The 15258-nt window shown below is 59.2% G+C and carries 13 protein-coding genes; 8 read left to right on the top strand and 5 right to left on the bottom strand.

Annotated features, from left to right (window positions below):
* The first annotated feature begins 40 nt into the window (after positions 1-40).
* The gene (locus AAAX35_RS07155) at positions 41-1792 is read left to right on the top strand and encodes an energy-coupling factor transporter ATPase (protein ID WP_349117188.1); all 1752 of its coding nucleotides are present in this window, start codon (positions 41-43) and stop codon (positions 1790-1792) included.
* The gene (locus tag AAAX35_RS07150) at positions 1785-2531 is read left to right on the top strand and encodes an energy-coupling factor transporter transmembrane component T (RefSeq protein ID WP_349117187.1); all 747 of its coding nucleotides are present in this window, start codon (positions 1785-1787) and stop codon (positions 2529-2531) included. Before AAAX35_RS07155 ends, AAAX35_RS07150 begins: the two co-directional genes overlap by 8 nt.
* A gap of 123 nt (positions 2532-2654) precedes the next feature.
* Here the strand turns inward: AAAX35_RS07150 and AAAX35_RS07145 are convergent, their stop codons facing one another.
* Together AAAX35_RS07145 and AAAX35_RS07140 are read right to left on the bottom strand one after the other, a co-directional pair.
* Positions 2655-3401, bottom strand: a complete 747-nt coding sequence (locus AAAX35_RS07145; protein WP_040358337.1) for an aspartate/glutamate racemase family protein — start codon at positions 3399-3401, stop codon at positions 2655-2657.
* An 84-nt stretch (positions 3402-3485) separates the two neighbouring features.
* Positions 3486-4742: an ATP-grasp domain-containing protein gene (locus AAAX35_RS07140; RefSeq protein WP_349117186.1), complete on the bottom strand. Its 1257-nt coding sequence runs from the start codon at positions 4740-4742 to the stop codon at positions 3486-3488.
* A gap of 234 nt (positions 4743-4976) precedes the next feature.
* On the opposite strand from AAAX35_RS07140, the gene AAAX35_RS07135 reads away from it, so the two are divergent.
* Together AAAX35_RS07135 and AAAX35_RS07130 are read left to right on the top strand one after the other, a co-directional pair.
* Positions 4977-5609, top strand: a complete 633-nt coding sequence (locus tag AAAX35_RS07135) for an MOSC domain-containing protein (protein ID WP_349117185.1) — start codon at positions 4977-4979, stop codon at positions 5607-5609.
* A 234-nt stretch (positions 5610-5843) separates the two neighbouring features.
* Complete coding sequence (locus tag AAAX35_RS07130) at positions 5844-6977, top strand: hypothetical protein (protein ID WP_349117184.1); 1134 nt, start codon at positions 5844-5846, stop codon at positions 6975-6977.
* A gap of 39 nt (positions 6978-7016) precedes the next feature.
* Here AAAX35_RS07130 and AAAX35_RS07125 read toward each other — a convergent pair whose 3' ends face one another.
* From AAAX35_RS07125 to AAAX35_RS07115, 3 genes are all read right to left on the bottom strand, one after another.
* Positions 7017-8414: a serine/threonine-protein kinase gene (locus AAAX35_RS07125; RefSeq protein WP_195544166.1), complete on the bottom strand. Its 1398-nt coding sequence runs from the start codon at positions 8412-8414 to the stop codon at positions 7017-7019.
* 71 nt (positions 8415-8485) lie between these two features.
* Complete coding sequence (locus AAAX35_RS07120; RefSeq protein ID WP_118081799.1) at positions 8486-8908, bottom strand: XRE family transcriptional regulator; 423 nt, start codon at positions 8906-8908, stop codon at positions 8486-8488.
* A gap of 47 nt (positions 8909-8955) precedes the next feature.
* Positions 8956-9399: a DUF3426 domain-containing protein gene (locus tag AAAX35_RS07115; protein ID WP_195544165.1), complete on the bottom strand. Its 444-nt coding sequence runs from the start codon at positions 9397-9399 to the stop codon at positions 8956-8958.
* Between the two features lie 222 nt (positions 9400-9621).
* Between AAAX35_RS07115 and AAAX35_RS07110 the strand changes: the two genes are divergently transcribed.
* From AAAX35_RS07110 to AAAX35_RS07095, 4 genes are all read left to right on the top strand, one after another.
* A complete protein-coding gene (locus AAAX35_RS07110) occupies positions 9622-11943 on the top strand; it encodes an NAD(P)/FAD-dependent oxidoreductase (RefSeq protein WP_349117183.1) in 2322 nt (773 codons plus the stop codon).
* Between the two features lie 21 nt (positions 11944-11964).
* The gene (locus AAAX35_RS07105; RefSeq protein ID WP_195544164.1) at positions 11965-13242 is read left to right on the top strand and encodes an aconitase X; all 1278 of its coding nucleotides are present in this window, start codon (positions 11965-11967) and stop codon (positions 13240-13242) included.
* Between the two features lie 14 nt (positions 13243-13256).
* Complete coding sequence (locus tag AAAX35_RS07100) at positions 13257-13700, top strand: DUF126 domain-containing protein (RefSeq protein ID WP_195544163.1); 444 nt, start codon at positions 13257-13259, stop codon at positions 13698-13700.
* Between the two features lie 110 nt (positions 13701-13810).
* Positions 13811-15232 (top strand): M20/M25/M40 family metallo-hydrolase, encoded by a 1422-nt coding sequence (locus AAAX35_RS07095; protein WP_195544162.1) that lies wholly within the window; start codon positions 13811-13813, stop codon positions 15230-15232.
* The last annotated feature ends 26 nt before the right edge of the window (positions 15233-15258 follow it).

Raw genomic sequence — 15258 nt, 5'->3', positions numbered from 1 at the left:
GGTCATGCAAGAACGTCCCCAATGACTATGAAAGGTATCCATGGAAACGATCATCAACGTCGACGATGTCTCGTTCTCCTATGGCACGCAGACCGAGCAGGCGCTCAGCCACATCTCGCTCAGCGTGAACAAGGGAGATTTCATCGGCATCATCGGGCCCTCGGGCGCCGGCAAGTCCACGCTTGCCGCCTGCCTGTCAGGTGCCGTGCCCCACCACTACACCGGCACGTTCTTTGGGTCCGTCATGGTCGACGGCCACGACACCTGCGAAGTCTCGCTCACCGACGTGTCGCAAATCGTCGGCAGTGTGCTGCAGGATATCGACACGCAGATGGTCGCTTCGGTCGTCGAGGACGAGATGCTCTTTGGCCTCGAGAACTTTGGCGTTCCCCACGACCAGATCGAGCAGCGCGTGAGCGAAACGCTCGAGACCGTCGGCATCAGCGACCTGCGCGACCGCGAGATCGCCACGCTCTCGGGCGGACAGAAGCAAAAGGTAGCCATCGCCGCCATCCTCGCCATGCGCCCGCGCGTCTTGGTTCTCGACGAGCCCACCGCGGCACTCGACCCCGCCAGCTCCACGTTGGTCTTCGAGACGCTGCGTGAGGCAAACCGCGCACTTGGAATCACCATCGTCGTCGTTGAGCAAAAGGTCGCCCTGCTCTCGGAGTACTGCAACCGCGTGCTCGTGCTCAATCATGGCGAAATTGCGCTGCAGGGCGAGCCACACGAGGTCTTCGCGCATACCGACGAGCTCCGTGCCATCGGCGTCGACTGCCCTCGCGTCACGCGTATCTTCAATAGCCTCGAGGCCGATGGCCTGGTAAGCGGTACCCCCTGCTTGGATGTCGATGAGGCCGAGCACATGATTTCGGGCATCGTCGACCCCGCACACGCGGCCATCGAAGCCCAGGCACCCGCCGGTTCCCCGCATGCACCGTCGTTGCGTCCTCATGCCAAGGACGCCGAACCCGTACTCACCTTCGACCATGTTGAGTTTGCCTATCCCAATGGCGGCGCCGCCGTACACGACCTTAGCCTGACGCTCTATCCTGGCGAGCTCGTGGGCATCGTCGGCCAGAACGGCGCCGGCAAGACCACGCTCACCAAACTGCTCACAGGCCTGCTTAAGCCCGCCTCGGGCAGCGTGCGCGTCACGGGACTGGATACCGCAGCCGTTCCCACGAGCCGTATCGCCCGCGAAGTCGCAACCCTCTTCCAAAACCCCGACCGTCAGATCTGCAAGGACACCGTGCTCGGCGAGGTCGCCTTTGGCCTGGAGCTTGCCGGCATCGACCGTGCCGAGGCGCTGCGTCGCGCCCAGCTCGTCATCGACCGCTTTGGCTTGCCGGCCGACGAGGCGCCCTTCTCGCTGTCGCGCGGCCAGCGCCAGATGGTGGCACTCGCCTCCGTCGTGGTCGTAGAGCCCAAAATCGTGGTGCTCGACGAGCCCACGAGCGGCCTTGATTACCGCGAGTGCATGACCGTCATGGAAACGGTGCGCACCATGGCCGAGCGCGGTTGCGCCGTTATCATGGTCTGCCACGATATGGAAGTCGTCTCGGATTTTGCCGAGCGCATTGTGGTAATGGCCGACGGTCGCATCCTCGACCGCGGCCGCACGCACGAGCTATTCTCGAACATCGATCTCATGCGGCGTGCCTACGTGGAGCCTCCCCAGGTTATTGAGCTCTCGCGCCGTCTGGCATCTTCCGTCTCGACCGCTTTTGCGCAGGTGAGCGAGGTCTCCGATGTCGTTCGAATTACCAAGGAGATGGTCCACCGTGGTTAACGACATCGACTACATGCCGGGTGACACGCTGCTGCATCGCCTGAACCCCGTCGTCAAACTGGGCCTTGCCGCCGCCATCATCGTCGGCATCTTCTTGTCCGACACCTACGTGGCGCTGCTGGGCTTTTTGGCGCTCACCCTTGCCCTGGGTGCCTATGCGGGCGTCGTCAACCGCCTGTTCTCGCTGCTCAAGTTGCTGATTCCGCTCGCGCTTATCATGCTGGTGCTCCAGCTGGCCTTTATGCGCGATGGCAACGTGGTGTGGAGCTTTATCACCGACACGGGCCTCATCACGGGATCGAAGGCCTGTCTGCGCCTGCTGGGTGTGGCGTTACCACTCATCCTCATGCTCACGGTGACCAAGCTCAGCGACCTTGCCAACGCCTGCGTCGAGGTGCTGCACGTGCCGTATCGCTATGCTTTCACTTTTACCACGGCGCTGCGCTTCGTGCCGGTGTTTGGTCAAGAGATGAACGCCATCATGGAGGCGCAGACCGCACGCGGCGTCGAGTACGACACCAAGAACCCCATCAAGAAGCTTAAGCTCATGCTGCCACTGTGCGTGCCACTGCTCATCTCGAGCGTGGGCAAGACCGATGCCACAGCCTTGGCGGCAGAACAGCGCGGCTTCTACCTGCGTACGCGCGCCAGCTCGTACAAGCGCTACCCCATCAAGGGCCTGGACATCGCCGTGCTCATCGTCAGCATCGCCCTCATCGCCATCGGCTTCCTGTTCTAGTTCACCACTGACAGCAACCGCCCAACGCAAAAGGCCTCGGCTCGCACCAAACGAGCCGAGGCCTTACTGTTTCACCAGATAAAACCTACCAAAATTAACCTGTCCCTTTTGACAGGTCGGAAGCTAGAGGCGGTAGGGAGCGCCGCTACGGATGATGGATTCGCGCACCAGGACATCCATGGCGTCGAGGGTGATCTCGGGCATCTCTCGGTACTTTTGCAACACCGAGAGCTCGGTGCAGGCCAGAATGACGCGGTCGCAGCCGCTACGGGCGAACTCCCACATCACGCGGTCGAACTTATCCATATCGGGCTCACGTCCGGCCTTCACATCATCGTAGATAAGCGACATCACATCGTTCTGACGTTTCTCGCTGGGATAGACGACCTCAACACCCGCAGCCTTACATTCGCGGCCGTAGACGCCCGCGCCCACGGTGCCATCGGTGCCCATGATGCCGATCTTATGCACCGGCTCGGCCGGCATACTCAGGTTGGGGTCGAACTCACACTCCCCCATCACCGCACCGGCCAGAGCATAGCGCACCGACTCACGCGGCATGTGGATAATCGGCACCTTCGTAAACGACTGGATCTGGTCATAGAAGTAGTGTGACGTGTTGCAGGGAATGGCAATGTGTGCACAGCCCAGCGACTCGAGTGCCTGGGCGCACTCTTTCATGGTCGCCAGCAGTTTGGCATGCTCGCCGGTCTTAATGGCCAGCGTGCGGTCGGGCATGGTCGACTTGGAGAGTACCACCATGTCGATATGTTCCTGATCGCAGGCAGCAGCCGTATGACGCACCACCTGGTCGTAGTAATACGACGTGGCCTCGGCGCCCATGCCGCCGATAACTCCCAGCTTTTCCATCGCCGCCTCCTTGGTGACGCTTGCGCAATTGCGCGTATCATACCCGCGCCCGCCCGATGCAAACCGGACGGGCGCCGCGCTCATCTACTTGTAATACGTCTTGAACAGCTTAAAGTGGCGCAGCTTGGTGTGCCACATGCGCAGCCAGCGGTTAAAGACAAAGTCGCCCTTCATAAACGAAGGGTCGGCGCCCTTGCCTTCCTTGTCCAGGCGATGCACCTTAGCGCGCAGCTCGGGATCCTTGACGTACTTGTCGACGACGCCCATGGGGACGACCATCCACAGGGCCTCGTCCTGCGCCGTCACAAACTCCGGCTCAAACGGGCGGTTGAACACATACTCGTCCACCACATACTTGGCAACGTTAAAGCCACTGTTGGTGACGTAGTAGTTACTGCGGCCCTGGCGCGTGTTGAAATCGAAGAACTTAAACGAGCCGTCGCGCTCGTCGTACTTAACGTCAAAGTTGGAATAGCCCACAAAGTGAAGGTCCTCGAGCAACTTGCGCACGCCGTCCATGAGCTCGTCGTTGGGCTCGGTAATGATACAGGCATGGTTGCCGACACCGTGGGGCTGATGCTCCTCGAGCAGCACATGGCCCAGGCACATCATGCGCACCTTGCCGTTGCGGTCGGAATAGCTGGTGAGCACGCGCATGTACTCGTCGTTGCCGGGCACGCGATCCTGCAAGATCAGGTCGTCAGTGTAGCCGCTGGCATACGAATCGCGAATGACCTGTTCCAGCTCGGCGCGGTCGGCAATCTCATAGGCCTTCTTCTGGCCCTCGAACTCGTGCTGCCACCACATGATGCCATCAGAAGGCTTCAGAATCATCGGGTAAGGAAAATCGATCTGGTCGAGCACTTCGGCAGGCGCCTCACCCTGGGCATTGAGCATCGCCTTGGTAAAGGTAAACGTGTGCGGATAGGGCACGCCATGCTTCTCGCACAGCTCGTAGAAGATCTCCTTCTTCTGGCACTGCTCGAGCATGCTGTAGGGCGCGTAGGGAGCGACGATGTTATCCGCCAGCTCATGAGCATCCTTGGCTTGAGCCACGAGAGCGACATAGTTGTCGCCACAGCCCACAAGGACAATAGTCTTGTCGGCATGCGCTTGGGCAATGCCGTTGACGGTTTTGAGCATCACGGGCATGGTGTCGATACCCACGTTGGGCGTGTAGTCGATAATCTGGCTGCGGTACGCAGGACCCGTCTGATACTTGCCAAAGACCAGACTCTTGACCTGGTACTCTTCGTAGAAGGCGCGCGCCACCGAATAGGCGTTGATGTCGCCACCAAGCAGCACGGGAATGAACTCGCGCTCTGTAAATTGCAATGCCATGGAAACTTCCTATCATGAACTGCCCACACAACGGGCGGTCTTTGCGCAACTGATTTATTCTAGCGTGCCAAGCCGCCGGCGCCCAAAGCTCCACCGTATCTATGGCAATCAACGTAATTGTCCAGCACGAAGGCCAGCACGAAGACGGCGCTCACCGTTGTATGACAATGGGCAATGAACCTACCATTGTTGTAGGATTCAGTGTATTGACATCCTCGAGCGAAAGGCGCGCACGTGCCCCAAGACCATCCGACCGATAATCCCATCCTCAATGCCGCGAGGCGCGAGCTGGCGAAACGTGCGAAAGCGACCGCTCCCCTGTGCACGGCAAACGACGCCTACAACGGACCCGCCCACATCGTCTCGATCAACACGTCGGTACACAAGGGCACTCGCAAGTCGCCCGTCGCCGATGGACGCGACACCGTTATAGAGCAATTTGGCCTCGCCTCCGATGCGCACGCCGGACATTGGCACCGTCAGGTTTCCTTTTTAGCCGCGGAGTCCATCCAGACGGCGCAGGCACGCGGGCTCGACGTACACGAGGGTGACTTTGGGGAGAACTTCACAACCCGGGGCATCAACCTGCTCTCGCTCCCTTTGGGCACACAGCTCAAGCTTGGAAGCGACGTGCTCGTCGAAATCAGCCAAATCGGCAAGGTCTGCCACACCCGTTGCGCCATCTACTATCTCGCCGGCGACTGCATCTTTCCCCACGAGGGCGTTTTCGGCGTGGTACTAAAGGGCGGAGAGGTCAACGCCGGTGACGAAATCCAGGTAGTCAAGCTCGGCGACGGCACCTGTTCGTTCACCCCCGCCGAGGCCCTCGAAGAGATTGAGCAGGCTCGCCAGAAGGGCACGCTGTAGTTATAAAACCCCACGTTGAGATGGCTTTTACAGCCCAAAACTCCTCTCAAACAGAGCTCTGTAACGTTAAAGTTGAACTCTATGGTTTCTCAACAATTCATCATAACTGCAGGTCAAAGCCAAAGCCTCAAGTTCAACTTGACCCTTTGGAACCTTTAAGGTTCAAGTTGAGGTCGAAAGCAGTAGTAGAATACCGTTCGAACCATAACCTACGATTGATTGCAGAGGGACTGGATGCAGCATTCGAATCATCGCACCGCAGCGTTCATTGCGTCGAAGCCGGCTCGTATCATCACGAGCGCCGTGCTCGCCGTTGCGCTGACGGCCACGCCGATGCTCTCCCCCGTTGCGGCGTATGCCGCCTCGCAGGCAACGCAGGACCAGCTTTCCGCAGCCCAGCAGAAGATCGAAGCCGCCACGAGCGCCTACAACGACGCCCGCACCAAACTCGATGACCTGCAAAAGCAGATTGACTCCAATGAGGCAAGCATCGAGGAAATCGAGGCCAAGCTTCCCGAGCAGCAGGCCAAGGCAAGCTCCGCCATGCGCGATCTGTACAAGTATCAGAAGGGCACCAATCCCATCGTGAGCTTCCTGGTCAACGCGCAGAGCCTGGGTGAGTTCATCACGACCTGCAAATACACCAACCAGATCACGAGCTCGAGCGTCGACGAGATCGAACAGCTCAATAACATGCAAACCGAACTCGAGCAGAACAAAGCCGAGCTCCAGCAAGCCAAGTCTCAGCTTGAGGCAGAGCAGAAAAACGCCGAGGATGCGCTGGCACAGGCCCAGCAGCTCCGCAGCGAGGCACAGGCAAAAGCCGAGCAGGAAAATTCCGCCGAGCTTGCCAAGCTTGAGGCCGATAAGGCCGCTGCCGCCGAGAAGCTCTCGGGCGAGGGCGTAAGCGGCAGCAATTCCAGCAGCCAGGCCACCAACACCAACACCACCATCGACACCACGGTGAACAACGCCAATACCGGTAGCTCCGATTACGATTCGTTCATTAATGAGTGGACGAGCCGCATCGACAATTATCTCGCCGGCTCCCCCATGGCAGGCCAGGGCTATAACTTTGCCGTCGCCGCTTGGAATACCGGTGTCGACCCCCGTTGGTCCCCCGCCATCGCCTGCATCGAGAGCACCAAGGGTGCTTATTGCGCCAATTCTTACAACGCCTGGGGCTGGAGTGCCCGTGGCGGCGGTTGGCGCAGCTTTGGCAGCTGGAGCGAGGGCATCTCCGCTCACGTTGCCTATCTGGGCGCCAACTACGGCTCCACCCTTACCCCGGCAGCAGCCAAAAAGTACTGCCCGCCCACGTGGCAGGACTGGTACAACAAGGTTGCAACCCAGATGAACCGCATCTAAGATCAACGTCAAAGGGCCCCAATTGGGGCCCTTTTTCTTTTACGCGACGGAGGTATCGACGACGCCAGTCGCGTTTGCAATGGCAACAATGATAATCATTGCCAACAAGAGCACACCCATAGCCTTGAGCCAAAGCTTTGCAAGCTTTTTACCGCGGTATCTATCGAGTAGCTCAAACCGCCGGCGAAGGCGGCGTTTGTCGAGCATCACAAAATGGATGAGCACTACGAGACCGTCGACGAAGATAAAATACTCAATCGCGAGAAACCACATCGGGTAGTTTTGGTTGGCGCCCGTAGGATGAAAAACGGCAAAATGGCTTCCGGCAAAGAAAACAAGTAGCGAAAGATAGACGAATGCGTTCCAAATGCGCCCAACGGTGTCGGGAATGCGGGAGAGTAAATTCGGGCGCTCAGGCACCAACGGCAATCCACCCTGAGACTGATCCGTGGGGAGCACGGGCGCAGGGCACACGGCTCGCCGCTCCGGAGGCTCTTGAAAGGAAGCAGCATTCGGCGCGGACGACGCATACGATGCGCGTGCAGCGTGCCCTAGCGCCTTCGCGCTTGCAAAGCGCTTGTCCGGATCGAGCGCCATCGCCATGCAAATAACATCGGCAAGCGAGGCGGGGACGTCACGTGCCTCGCATTGCTCGCGTATGTTCCGACCTGGCTTGGGATCGGCCCCCGTCAGACAAAAGAACAGCAGGGCACCGAGCGCATAGACATCGCTGCGCACGCTCGTCTGGCCAAAACCATACTGCTCGGGCGGCGCATAGGGACGCGTGCCAAACTTAACGGTATCGGCATCGGCTCCCTCGCGCCACACGCGAGCGATTCCCAAATCGATAATCACCAGCGATGAAAACGTCATGCCTGTATCGGGCGTATAGTTTGCGCCCGACACGATGATATTCGAGGGCTTTAGGTCGCGATGGATCACCGGAGCGGCCATCTCCCCCGCCGACGCAAAGCCGGCATGGAGCTCCGCAACTGCATCACAAAGGGCGCCAAACAGCTCACAAGCATAATCGGGCGTCGCACCCAAACGCCCCACCAGGGCCCCGAGCGTTTCGCCTTCGATGTATTCCATGACCACGCAAAGCTCGTCGCCCACGCGGCGGCAATCGACAATCCGAGGCAAGTGCTCGTAACGTCGCCCAGCATGCTGGGCCGCAAACAGGCGTTCATACGCCCCGCCAATCTGGGCCGACGCGTCGATGCGCTTGCGAACAAAGGGGCCAAGAGATCCTCCGCCGGAGCCCTCAAAGTACACGAGCTCGGTCGTCTCGACGTCGGAGTGCTTGAGCACACGGTCTACGCGATAACTGTCATCACGCTCAAGTGACGCCAGGTGTCCGGCGAGCGCAGCAGTCAGCTCATCATCGGAATATGTTGGGCTCTGAGTATCCATAGCGTCCATAATAACGCAGGGCACGGACGCCCCATGACGCCCGTGCCCTGCACGTTCTAAATATCGTGAACACCGCTTCCGCCGGCAGCTAGCTGTTAGCTCACCGTCTCTTCACCAAAGCGATACAGCTCCTCGTTCACCTTTTGCAGGCTGCAGCCACGATCGATACAGAAAATGATGATGGCGTCACGGCGGTCCTTGCAGTTGAGGACATTGACGCCCGCCGCCGTCAAGGCGCGGTTGGTCTCCTTGAGCGTCAGCGCCATGGCAAAGGCAATCTGCAGCACCTTATTGCGGCTCGGATGCCGCGCACCGGTAAAGATCTGATAGCCAAACGTCTCGTTGAGGTCGGCCATACGCACCACGCGCGAACGCTCCAGCCCCTTTTCTTCCAAAAGCTGTTTCAGATACCCCGAAAGCGACGGGGCGGTAAAGTCGTGCTCTTTGATATAGCCCTCGATACTCGGAGCATCGAGCAGCTCGTTGAGCAACTCTTCGGTTAGCTTCTTATCGGGCATATGGCCTCACCCCCCAGCTCGCATAGTAACCATGTTTTTAATTCTAGTTAAAAACCGCTCACGTCAGAACGTTCCCAGCTGGCAACCTGGTCGGGAGATACCGTGCTCATCGCTTCGAACTTCCAGGTGCCGCCCGCTTTGAGATGGTTGGTGTTCGCAAGAGCCGTTCCCACCTGATTGCCGTCTGCGTCATACAGAACATACTCAATCTGAATGTAGCTTTGCTCTTTATCCGTATTATTGGTCAATGTGCCAGTGATCTTATACGCGAACTGATTAGACGCATCCCCGGCCTCATCCGAAACCGTATAGGGTTCTTGTGCCTCTTTTTGCTCCTCGACTTGCTGAGTCTGTTCGGCAGGCTTTGCTGCATCACCCGTAGACGAATCAGACGAGTTACCGCCCATAGAACCTACGACGCCGGCAACAACAAGCACCACGATGACACCCAGAATGATCTTGCCGATCGGCTTCTTTCCCTCTTTTGCCATTATGCATCCTTCCCACGATCCGGCTACCGTGCCGGCACACAGCACATCGTAGGAGGCAGCGAGTTCAAATTCATTAGCTGGGAGCTAATGTCGCGACACAACTTGCCATCCGACGCTCATTGAGTCTTTTTTCCTTCACCGAACTCATACCTTTGTTGTTGACTATTAAACATTTAGACGTAAACTGCTTTGTTACCTTGTCAACATCTGAAAGGAACCTCATTGGGAAAAGACGTACTGGTGCAGCAACTCGTCGACTCATTCGACAGCTGGCCCGCCAAAAATTCCGGTTGCGGATCGTCCCGCATGACACAAGAGCTCTATCCTTTTGACAAGCTCTTCTCTCCCATCAAAATTAACAAGCTCACCGTCAAAAACCACATTGTCATGGCACCGATGGGCAATATCGACATGTGCGAGGAAACTGGCCGCCCCAGTGGCATGATGCTGCAGTACTTTTTCGCCCGCGCCAAAGGCGGCTGCGGCCTCATCACAACAGGACTCGTGCCGGTAAGCCACGGCATCGATACCACGGTCACCGAGCTGGACAAGCTCACCTATTTCCCGCGCATCGATCGAAGCCGAACCGTTATGGCAGGCTGGCGCGACCTTGCCCAAGGTGTCCATGCCTTCGGATCGCGCATTTTTGTCCAGCTTACGGCCGGACTCGGCCGCGTGGGCAACCCGCAATGCCTCATCACGCAAAAGAAGTTTCCGGTCTCGGCGAGTTTCTTGCCTAACTACTACATCCCCGCCATTCCATGCATGCGCCTCTCGGACCAAAAGCTGCGCCGTATCGTAAACAATATCGGCCAAGCGGCGGCCGATGCTCATGCCATGGGCATCGATGGCGTCTATTTGCACGGGCACGAGGGTTATCTTATCGAGCAGCTCGGAAACCCCGCCTTTAACCATCGCAAGCTCGGACGTTATGCCGATTGGCGTCAGTTTGGCCTCGATATGATCAAAGAAATCCGTCGCCGCGTTGGGCCCGACTACCCCATCATGTACCGCATCGACCTTTCGCTTGCACTCGAGGAAACCTATGACGAGCAGGTCATGAATTCGACCTATCTGGGACGCATGCGCGGCGGCCGCACAGTCGAACAGACCCTGGGTTATATGGAAGAGCTCGTGGCGGCGGGAGTAGACATCTTTGACGTCGACCTTGGTTGCTATGACAACTGGTGGATGCCCCACCCGCCTGCGAGCATGCCCGCAGGCTGCTTCGTTCCCGTGGCGCGCGCCGTTCGAGAGCGCTTTGCCGCCGACAATATCCGCTCCAATGCCGGCCTTCCCGTACCCGTTGTCGCGGTGGGTAAGTTGGGCTACCCCGACATTGCCGAACGCGCCCTTCGCAATGGCGACGCCGATATGATCATGCTCGGACGCCCGCTGCTTGCGGATCCCGAGTGGCCTAACAAGGCGTACGCCGGTCGCGTGACAGATATTCGCCCCTGCATCGGATGCCAGGAAGGATGCCTCAACGAGTTTGTCGAAGGGGGCCATCCGCAGTGTGCCGTCAATCCACGCTGCAGCTTTGAATACCTCATGCCCCAGACACCCGCTCCCGCCAAAGAACCCAAACGCATAGCGGTGATAGGAGCCGGACCCGCTGGGATGGTCTGTGCGCTAATCGCCGCGCGTCGTGGCCACGACGTAAAGCTCATCGATGCCGAAGATGAACTTGGAGGAAAACTCCTCTCCGCCAGCGCCGCCCGGATCAAGTTCGACCTCGATAACTACCGATCATATCTTGTTCGACAGGTGCGCGAGCAGGCAGAAAAACCCAACGGGAACCTGACACTCGAACTTGGACGGGCAGCACGCGCCGAAGATCTTGCAAAAGCAGGCTTCGACGCAATCGTGTGCGCGACAGGCACTTCCAATGCAATACCGCCCATCCCCGGTCTTACGGAGCTTGCAGCATCGGGTCATGCCGTGCTGGCAACGCAGCTACTGCGCCAACCCGCGCTGCTTGGCAACGCCAAAACCGTCACCATCATTGGCGGAGGGGCCGTGGGCTGCGAGGTTGCCCAATGGCTCACCGTCGAACACGGCATACCACAGGTCAGCGTAATTGAAATGCTGCCTCACATGATGCAGGGCGCCTGCACGGCAAATCGCGGCCACCTACTCCATACGCTCAGGGGACGCAATGTGCGGCTCCTCAATATGACACGCGTCGAGCGCGCGGAAGTCGGCGGCAAACGCGAGTCTGGAGCCCCATCGAGGTGTGCGCGTCTCCACTTGAGTCGCAACTGCCACAAAAACGTTCCCGACCCCTACGTCTCGTGGTCACCGGTCTTGCCCGAGAACGTCGAAAACCCGCTTGCACCCAAAATCGGCAACGACTGGAAGTCACTCGAGCTAACCTGCGACTTGGTAATCATTGCCTGCGGCGGACACCCCGACGACGCGCTGTTCTACAAACTGCAGCAGACGCACGCCGCTGACGAGCTGCATAACATCGGCGATGGGTTTGCGCCCGGCCGTGTGCTCGAAGCGGTCCGTGCGGCATACCGACTCGGCACCAATATCTAACACGAAAGGATGGGCTCACAGATGAACCTGACCTCCCAACAACAAGCCCTGCTCGATGGCGCCAAGGGCCCCGCCATGGCCAAAGTGGTCAAGACCCTCGTTATGTACGGCGAATGCTTTGGCGCCGAGCGTATGGTTCCCGTGACCGGCGCAAACGGTCATCTTGTCACAAGTTTTGGCCTCTCCATGCTCGGTCCAGTCTATGACCTTATGGATGAGCTGCTGAAAGACGGCGCCCTGTCCGGTCAGTCATTCTCGGTCGACCCGAGGCCCCTCGACCCCGCCGTCCCGGCCAACCCGCTGCAAAAGCTGCTGTTCAAGATTATGTATTCCAAACAAGACGATTATGAGGCACAGCTGCGCAGCATGGGTCTATTGGACAACGATGCTTTCACCTGCACCTGCTACCAGCCCGAGGTTGGCAATCGACCTCGGCGTGGCGACATCCTAAGCTGGGCAGAAAGCAGCGCCGTGGTCTTTGCCAACTCCGTGCTGGGCGCTCGCTGCAATCGCAACTCCGGCATCATCGAGATGTTCGGCTCAATTGCCGGCTTTGTCCCGGAATTCGGCCTGCTCACCGATGAGGGCCGCAAGGCGACCTGGATCATCGAAGTCGACTGTAAGCGCAAGCCCGAAGCGCAAGTGCTTGGCAGCGCCATTGGCATGAAGGTGATGGAAGACGTCCCTTACATTAAAGGCCTCGACCGCTGGCTTGGCCGCGAACTCACACCCGGCACGCAGGACTACCTTAAGGACATGGGCGCCGCCAGCGCATCGAACGGCGCTGTCGGGCTCTACCACGTGGACGGCATCACGCCCGAGGCCGTCGAACAAGGCGAACACCTCATAGCACCAGACGCCCAAATCTATCGCATTGACGACGCCGAGCTGGAACGCATCCGCTCGAGCTACCCCGTTATGTGGAAGAACCCGGGCGCGCGCCCCAAGCTTGCCTTCATCGGCTGCCCCCACCTCTCGTCTGCACAACTCGCCCATTGGGCAGACGCCATCTGCGATGGGCTGAGCGCCTCCGGCAAGTGCCGCGTGCAAGTACCCACCGTACTGACCGCCGCCCCATCCGTGGCAGACGCCTTCCGCAAGACTGCGGCATACAGACGCCTCTCGACTACCGGTGCCGTCGTCTCGAGCATCTGCCCGCTTATGTACACCAACAACCCGCTGTGCGGCATCATGCCCATCATCACCAACTCCAACAAGTTGCGTACGTACTCGGCATCGCGCTACTACACCGACGACGAGGTGCTCGCCTACGTCACCACCGGAAAACCAATCAAATAGGAAGGCGACTCCTCATGGAAAAAATCTTTCACGGCCGCGTCGTTGTCCCCGGAACTGCCCACGCCAAGGCACTTGTCTCTCACGGAGGGCTCAACACACTCGCATCGTTTCAGAAGGCACTGATGTTTGGCGACAAAAAGGCCACGTGTTCCGACCAAAACAATCCCGACTTGTACGGCAAACCTTTGGCGGGATGTGCCTTGTGTCTTCCGCAGACTATCGGCTCCACCACAGGCGGCATGGTGCTCTTCTGCGCCACCAAAATGGGGCGCCAACCCGCATGCCTGCTGTTTTCCAAACCCATTGACAGCCTTGCCGCCGCTGGCGCGATCCTCTCGGGTGTATGGACCGACACCCCCATGCCCACCATTGACAACCTGGGCGATGAGTTTCTCGATGCTGTGTCGACGGGAGACGCCATCACCGTGACCGAAGACGGCACGGTCATCGTCGGCTAAGGCTATCCGACCCGCCGCCCGCAAATGAACAACGTGTTTCGCCATTTCCCACGCGCGGTGCGGGCGATAATCTTGACGTATTCGATATACAACACGAAAGGAGTCCCACCATGGGAGCATCGGTATCGGTCGCACAGGGCGCGCCTCTTGATGCAGGCACCTACAAGGCAGACGAGGCAGCCGTCGAGCGCTTTTGCGAATTGCTGCGCATCCCCACCGTTTCGCGTGAGAACATCGCCGAGCGCGATGATGAGCCCTTCAGCCAGTGGATTCCCACGCTTCAGCGACTTTATCCGCATTTCTTTAAAGTCGCCGAGCTCACACGCGTCGACGACTTTGGCATGCTCCTGCGTTGGCCTGGCGCCGATTCCGCCTTGGACCCCATCGTCATGATGGCGCATCAGGACGTCGTGCCCGTCGAGGGCCAAGACTGGAAGCACGATCCCTTTGGAGCCGAGATCTTCGACGGCGAGATCTGGGCCCGCGGATCACTCGACACCAAGTGCATCGTCTCGGCTTTCTTCGAGGCCGCCGAGCATTTGATTGCCCAGGGCTTCGTTCCCCCGCGCGATGTCTGGTTCTTCTCGAGCGATGGCGAGGAAATCGCCGCACCTACTGCAACCCATGCAGTGCAGTGGCTTCGCGAGCATAACATCCATCCCTACATGGTGCTCGATGAGGGTGGTGCCGTGGCAACCGACGCCCCGCTCGGCGTCACCGAACCCGTTGCCATGGTAGGCGTGTCCGAGAAGGGCCACGTCGACCTTACCGTCACGGCGCGCGCCGACGGCGGCCATGCCTCTACGCCTGCGGCAAACGATGCCTGCCGTCTTCTCTGCCGTGTATGCGAGACTATCTCGGCCAACCCCGGCAAGCCGCAGCTCACGCCCGCCGTCGAGGCCACACTGACCGAGTTGGGTGCCCGTAGCAGCGCGACGTATCAGGCAATCTTTGGCAACCTGTGGCTCACGCGCCCCGCGGTTACCAAGATTATGGCCGCCAGCCCCGAGACCTCGGCCATGCTGCGCACAACCTATGCGCTCACGCAGCTCGAAGGCTCCAATGCGCACAATGTGCTGCCACCAGTTGCTCGCGCCAACTTCAACGTGCGCATCGCTCCGTTCGAGACCATCGCCGATGCCGTTGAGCGCGCCCGCAAGCTCGCCGCCCAGCAGTGCCGCGCCTCGGGCGTAAGCCCCGACCATGTCACCGTCGAAATCAACGAGGCGATTCCCTACACCGAGCCCGCGCCCATCTCGACTTACGAAGACGATGCCGCCTTCAACTACATCCATCGCTGCGTGTCGGGTGTCTATCCCGAGGCCGGCTTTGCTCCCTACGTGCAGAACTCCTGTACCGACTCGCGCGAGTTCAACGAGATCTGCGGTCGCGTCTACCGCTTCTGCGGCTTTATCTACTCGGGCGAGGCGCGCAAGCTCATCCATGCCGCCAACGAACGCATCGGCGTCGACGTCTACAAGCGCGGCATCGAATTCTATGTGGCGTTTCTCGCCAACCTTGAACAACTGTAGAACGGGGGCCGATAGCACCCTCTCCG

It is taken from the genome of Collinsella sp. CLA-ER-H11, from assembly GCF_040092445.1.
GTDB lineage: Bacteria > Actinomycetota > Coriobacteriia > Coriobacteriales > Coriobacteriaceae > Collinsella.
The sequence above is the reverse complement of the archived record's forward strand: the minus strand, read 5'-3'. Positions and strand labels throughout refer to the sequence as shown.

Bases quoted from the DNA above. Each gene is read 5' to 3' on its own strand.
- AAAX35_RS07155 (WP_349117188.1), top strand. From the start codon at position 41: ATGGAAACGATCATCAACGTCGACGATGTCTCGTTCTCCTATGGCACG.
- AAAX35_RS07145 (WP_040358337.1), bottom strand. From the start codon at position 3,401: ATGGAAAAGCTGGGAGTTATCGGCGGCATGGGCGCCGAGGCCACGTCG.
- AAAX35_RS07140 (WP_349117186.1), bottom strand. From the start codon at position 4,742: ATGGCATTGCAATTTACAGAGCGCGAGTTCATTCCCGTGCTGCTTGGT.
- AAAX35_RS07130 (WP_349117184.1), top strand. From the start codon at position 5,844: ATGCAGCATTCGAATCATCGCACCGCAGCGTTCATTGCGTCGAAGCCG.
- AAAX35_RS07120 (WP_118081799.1), bottom strand. From the start codon at position 8,908: ATGCCCGATAAGAAGCTAACCGAAGAGTTGCTCAACGAGCTGCTCGAT.
- AAAX35_RS07115 (WP_195544165.1), bottom strand. From the start codon at position 9,399: ATGGCAAAAGAGGGAAAGAAGCCGATCGGCAAGATCATTCTGGGTGTC.
- AAAX35_RS07105 (WP_195544164.1), top strand. From the start codon at position 11,965: ATGAACCTGACCTCCCAACAACAAGCCCTGCTCGATGGCGCCAAGGGC.
- AAAX35_RS07100 (WP_195544163.1), top strand. From the start codon at position 13,257: ATGGAAAAAATCTTTCACGGCCGCGTCGTTGTCCCCGGAACTGCCCAC.
- AAAX35_RS07095 (WP_195544162.1), top strand. From the start codon at position 13,811: ATGGGAGCATCGGTATCGGTCGCACAGGGCGCGCCTCTTGATGCAGGC.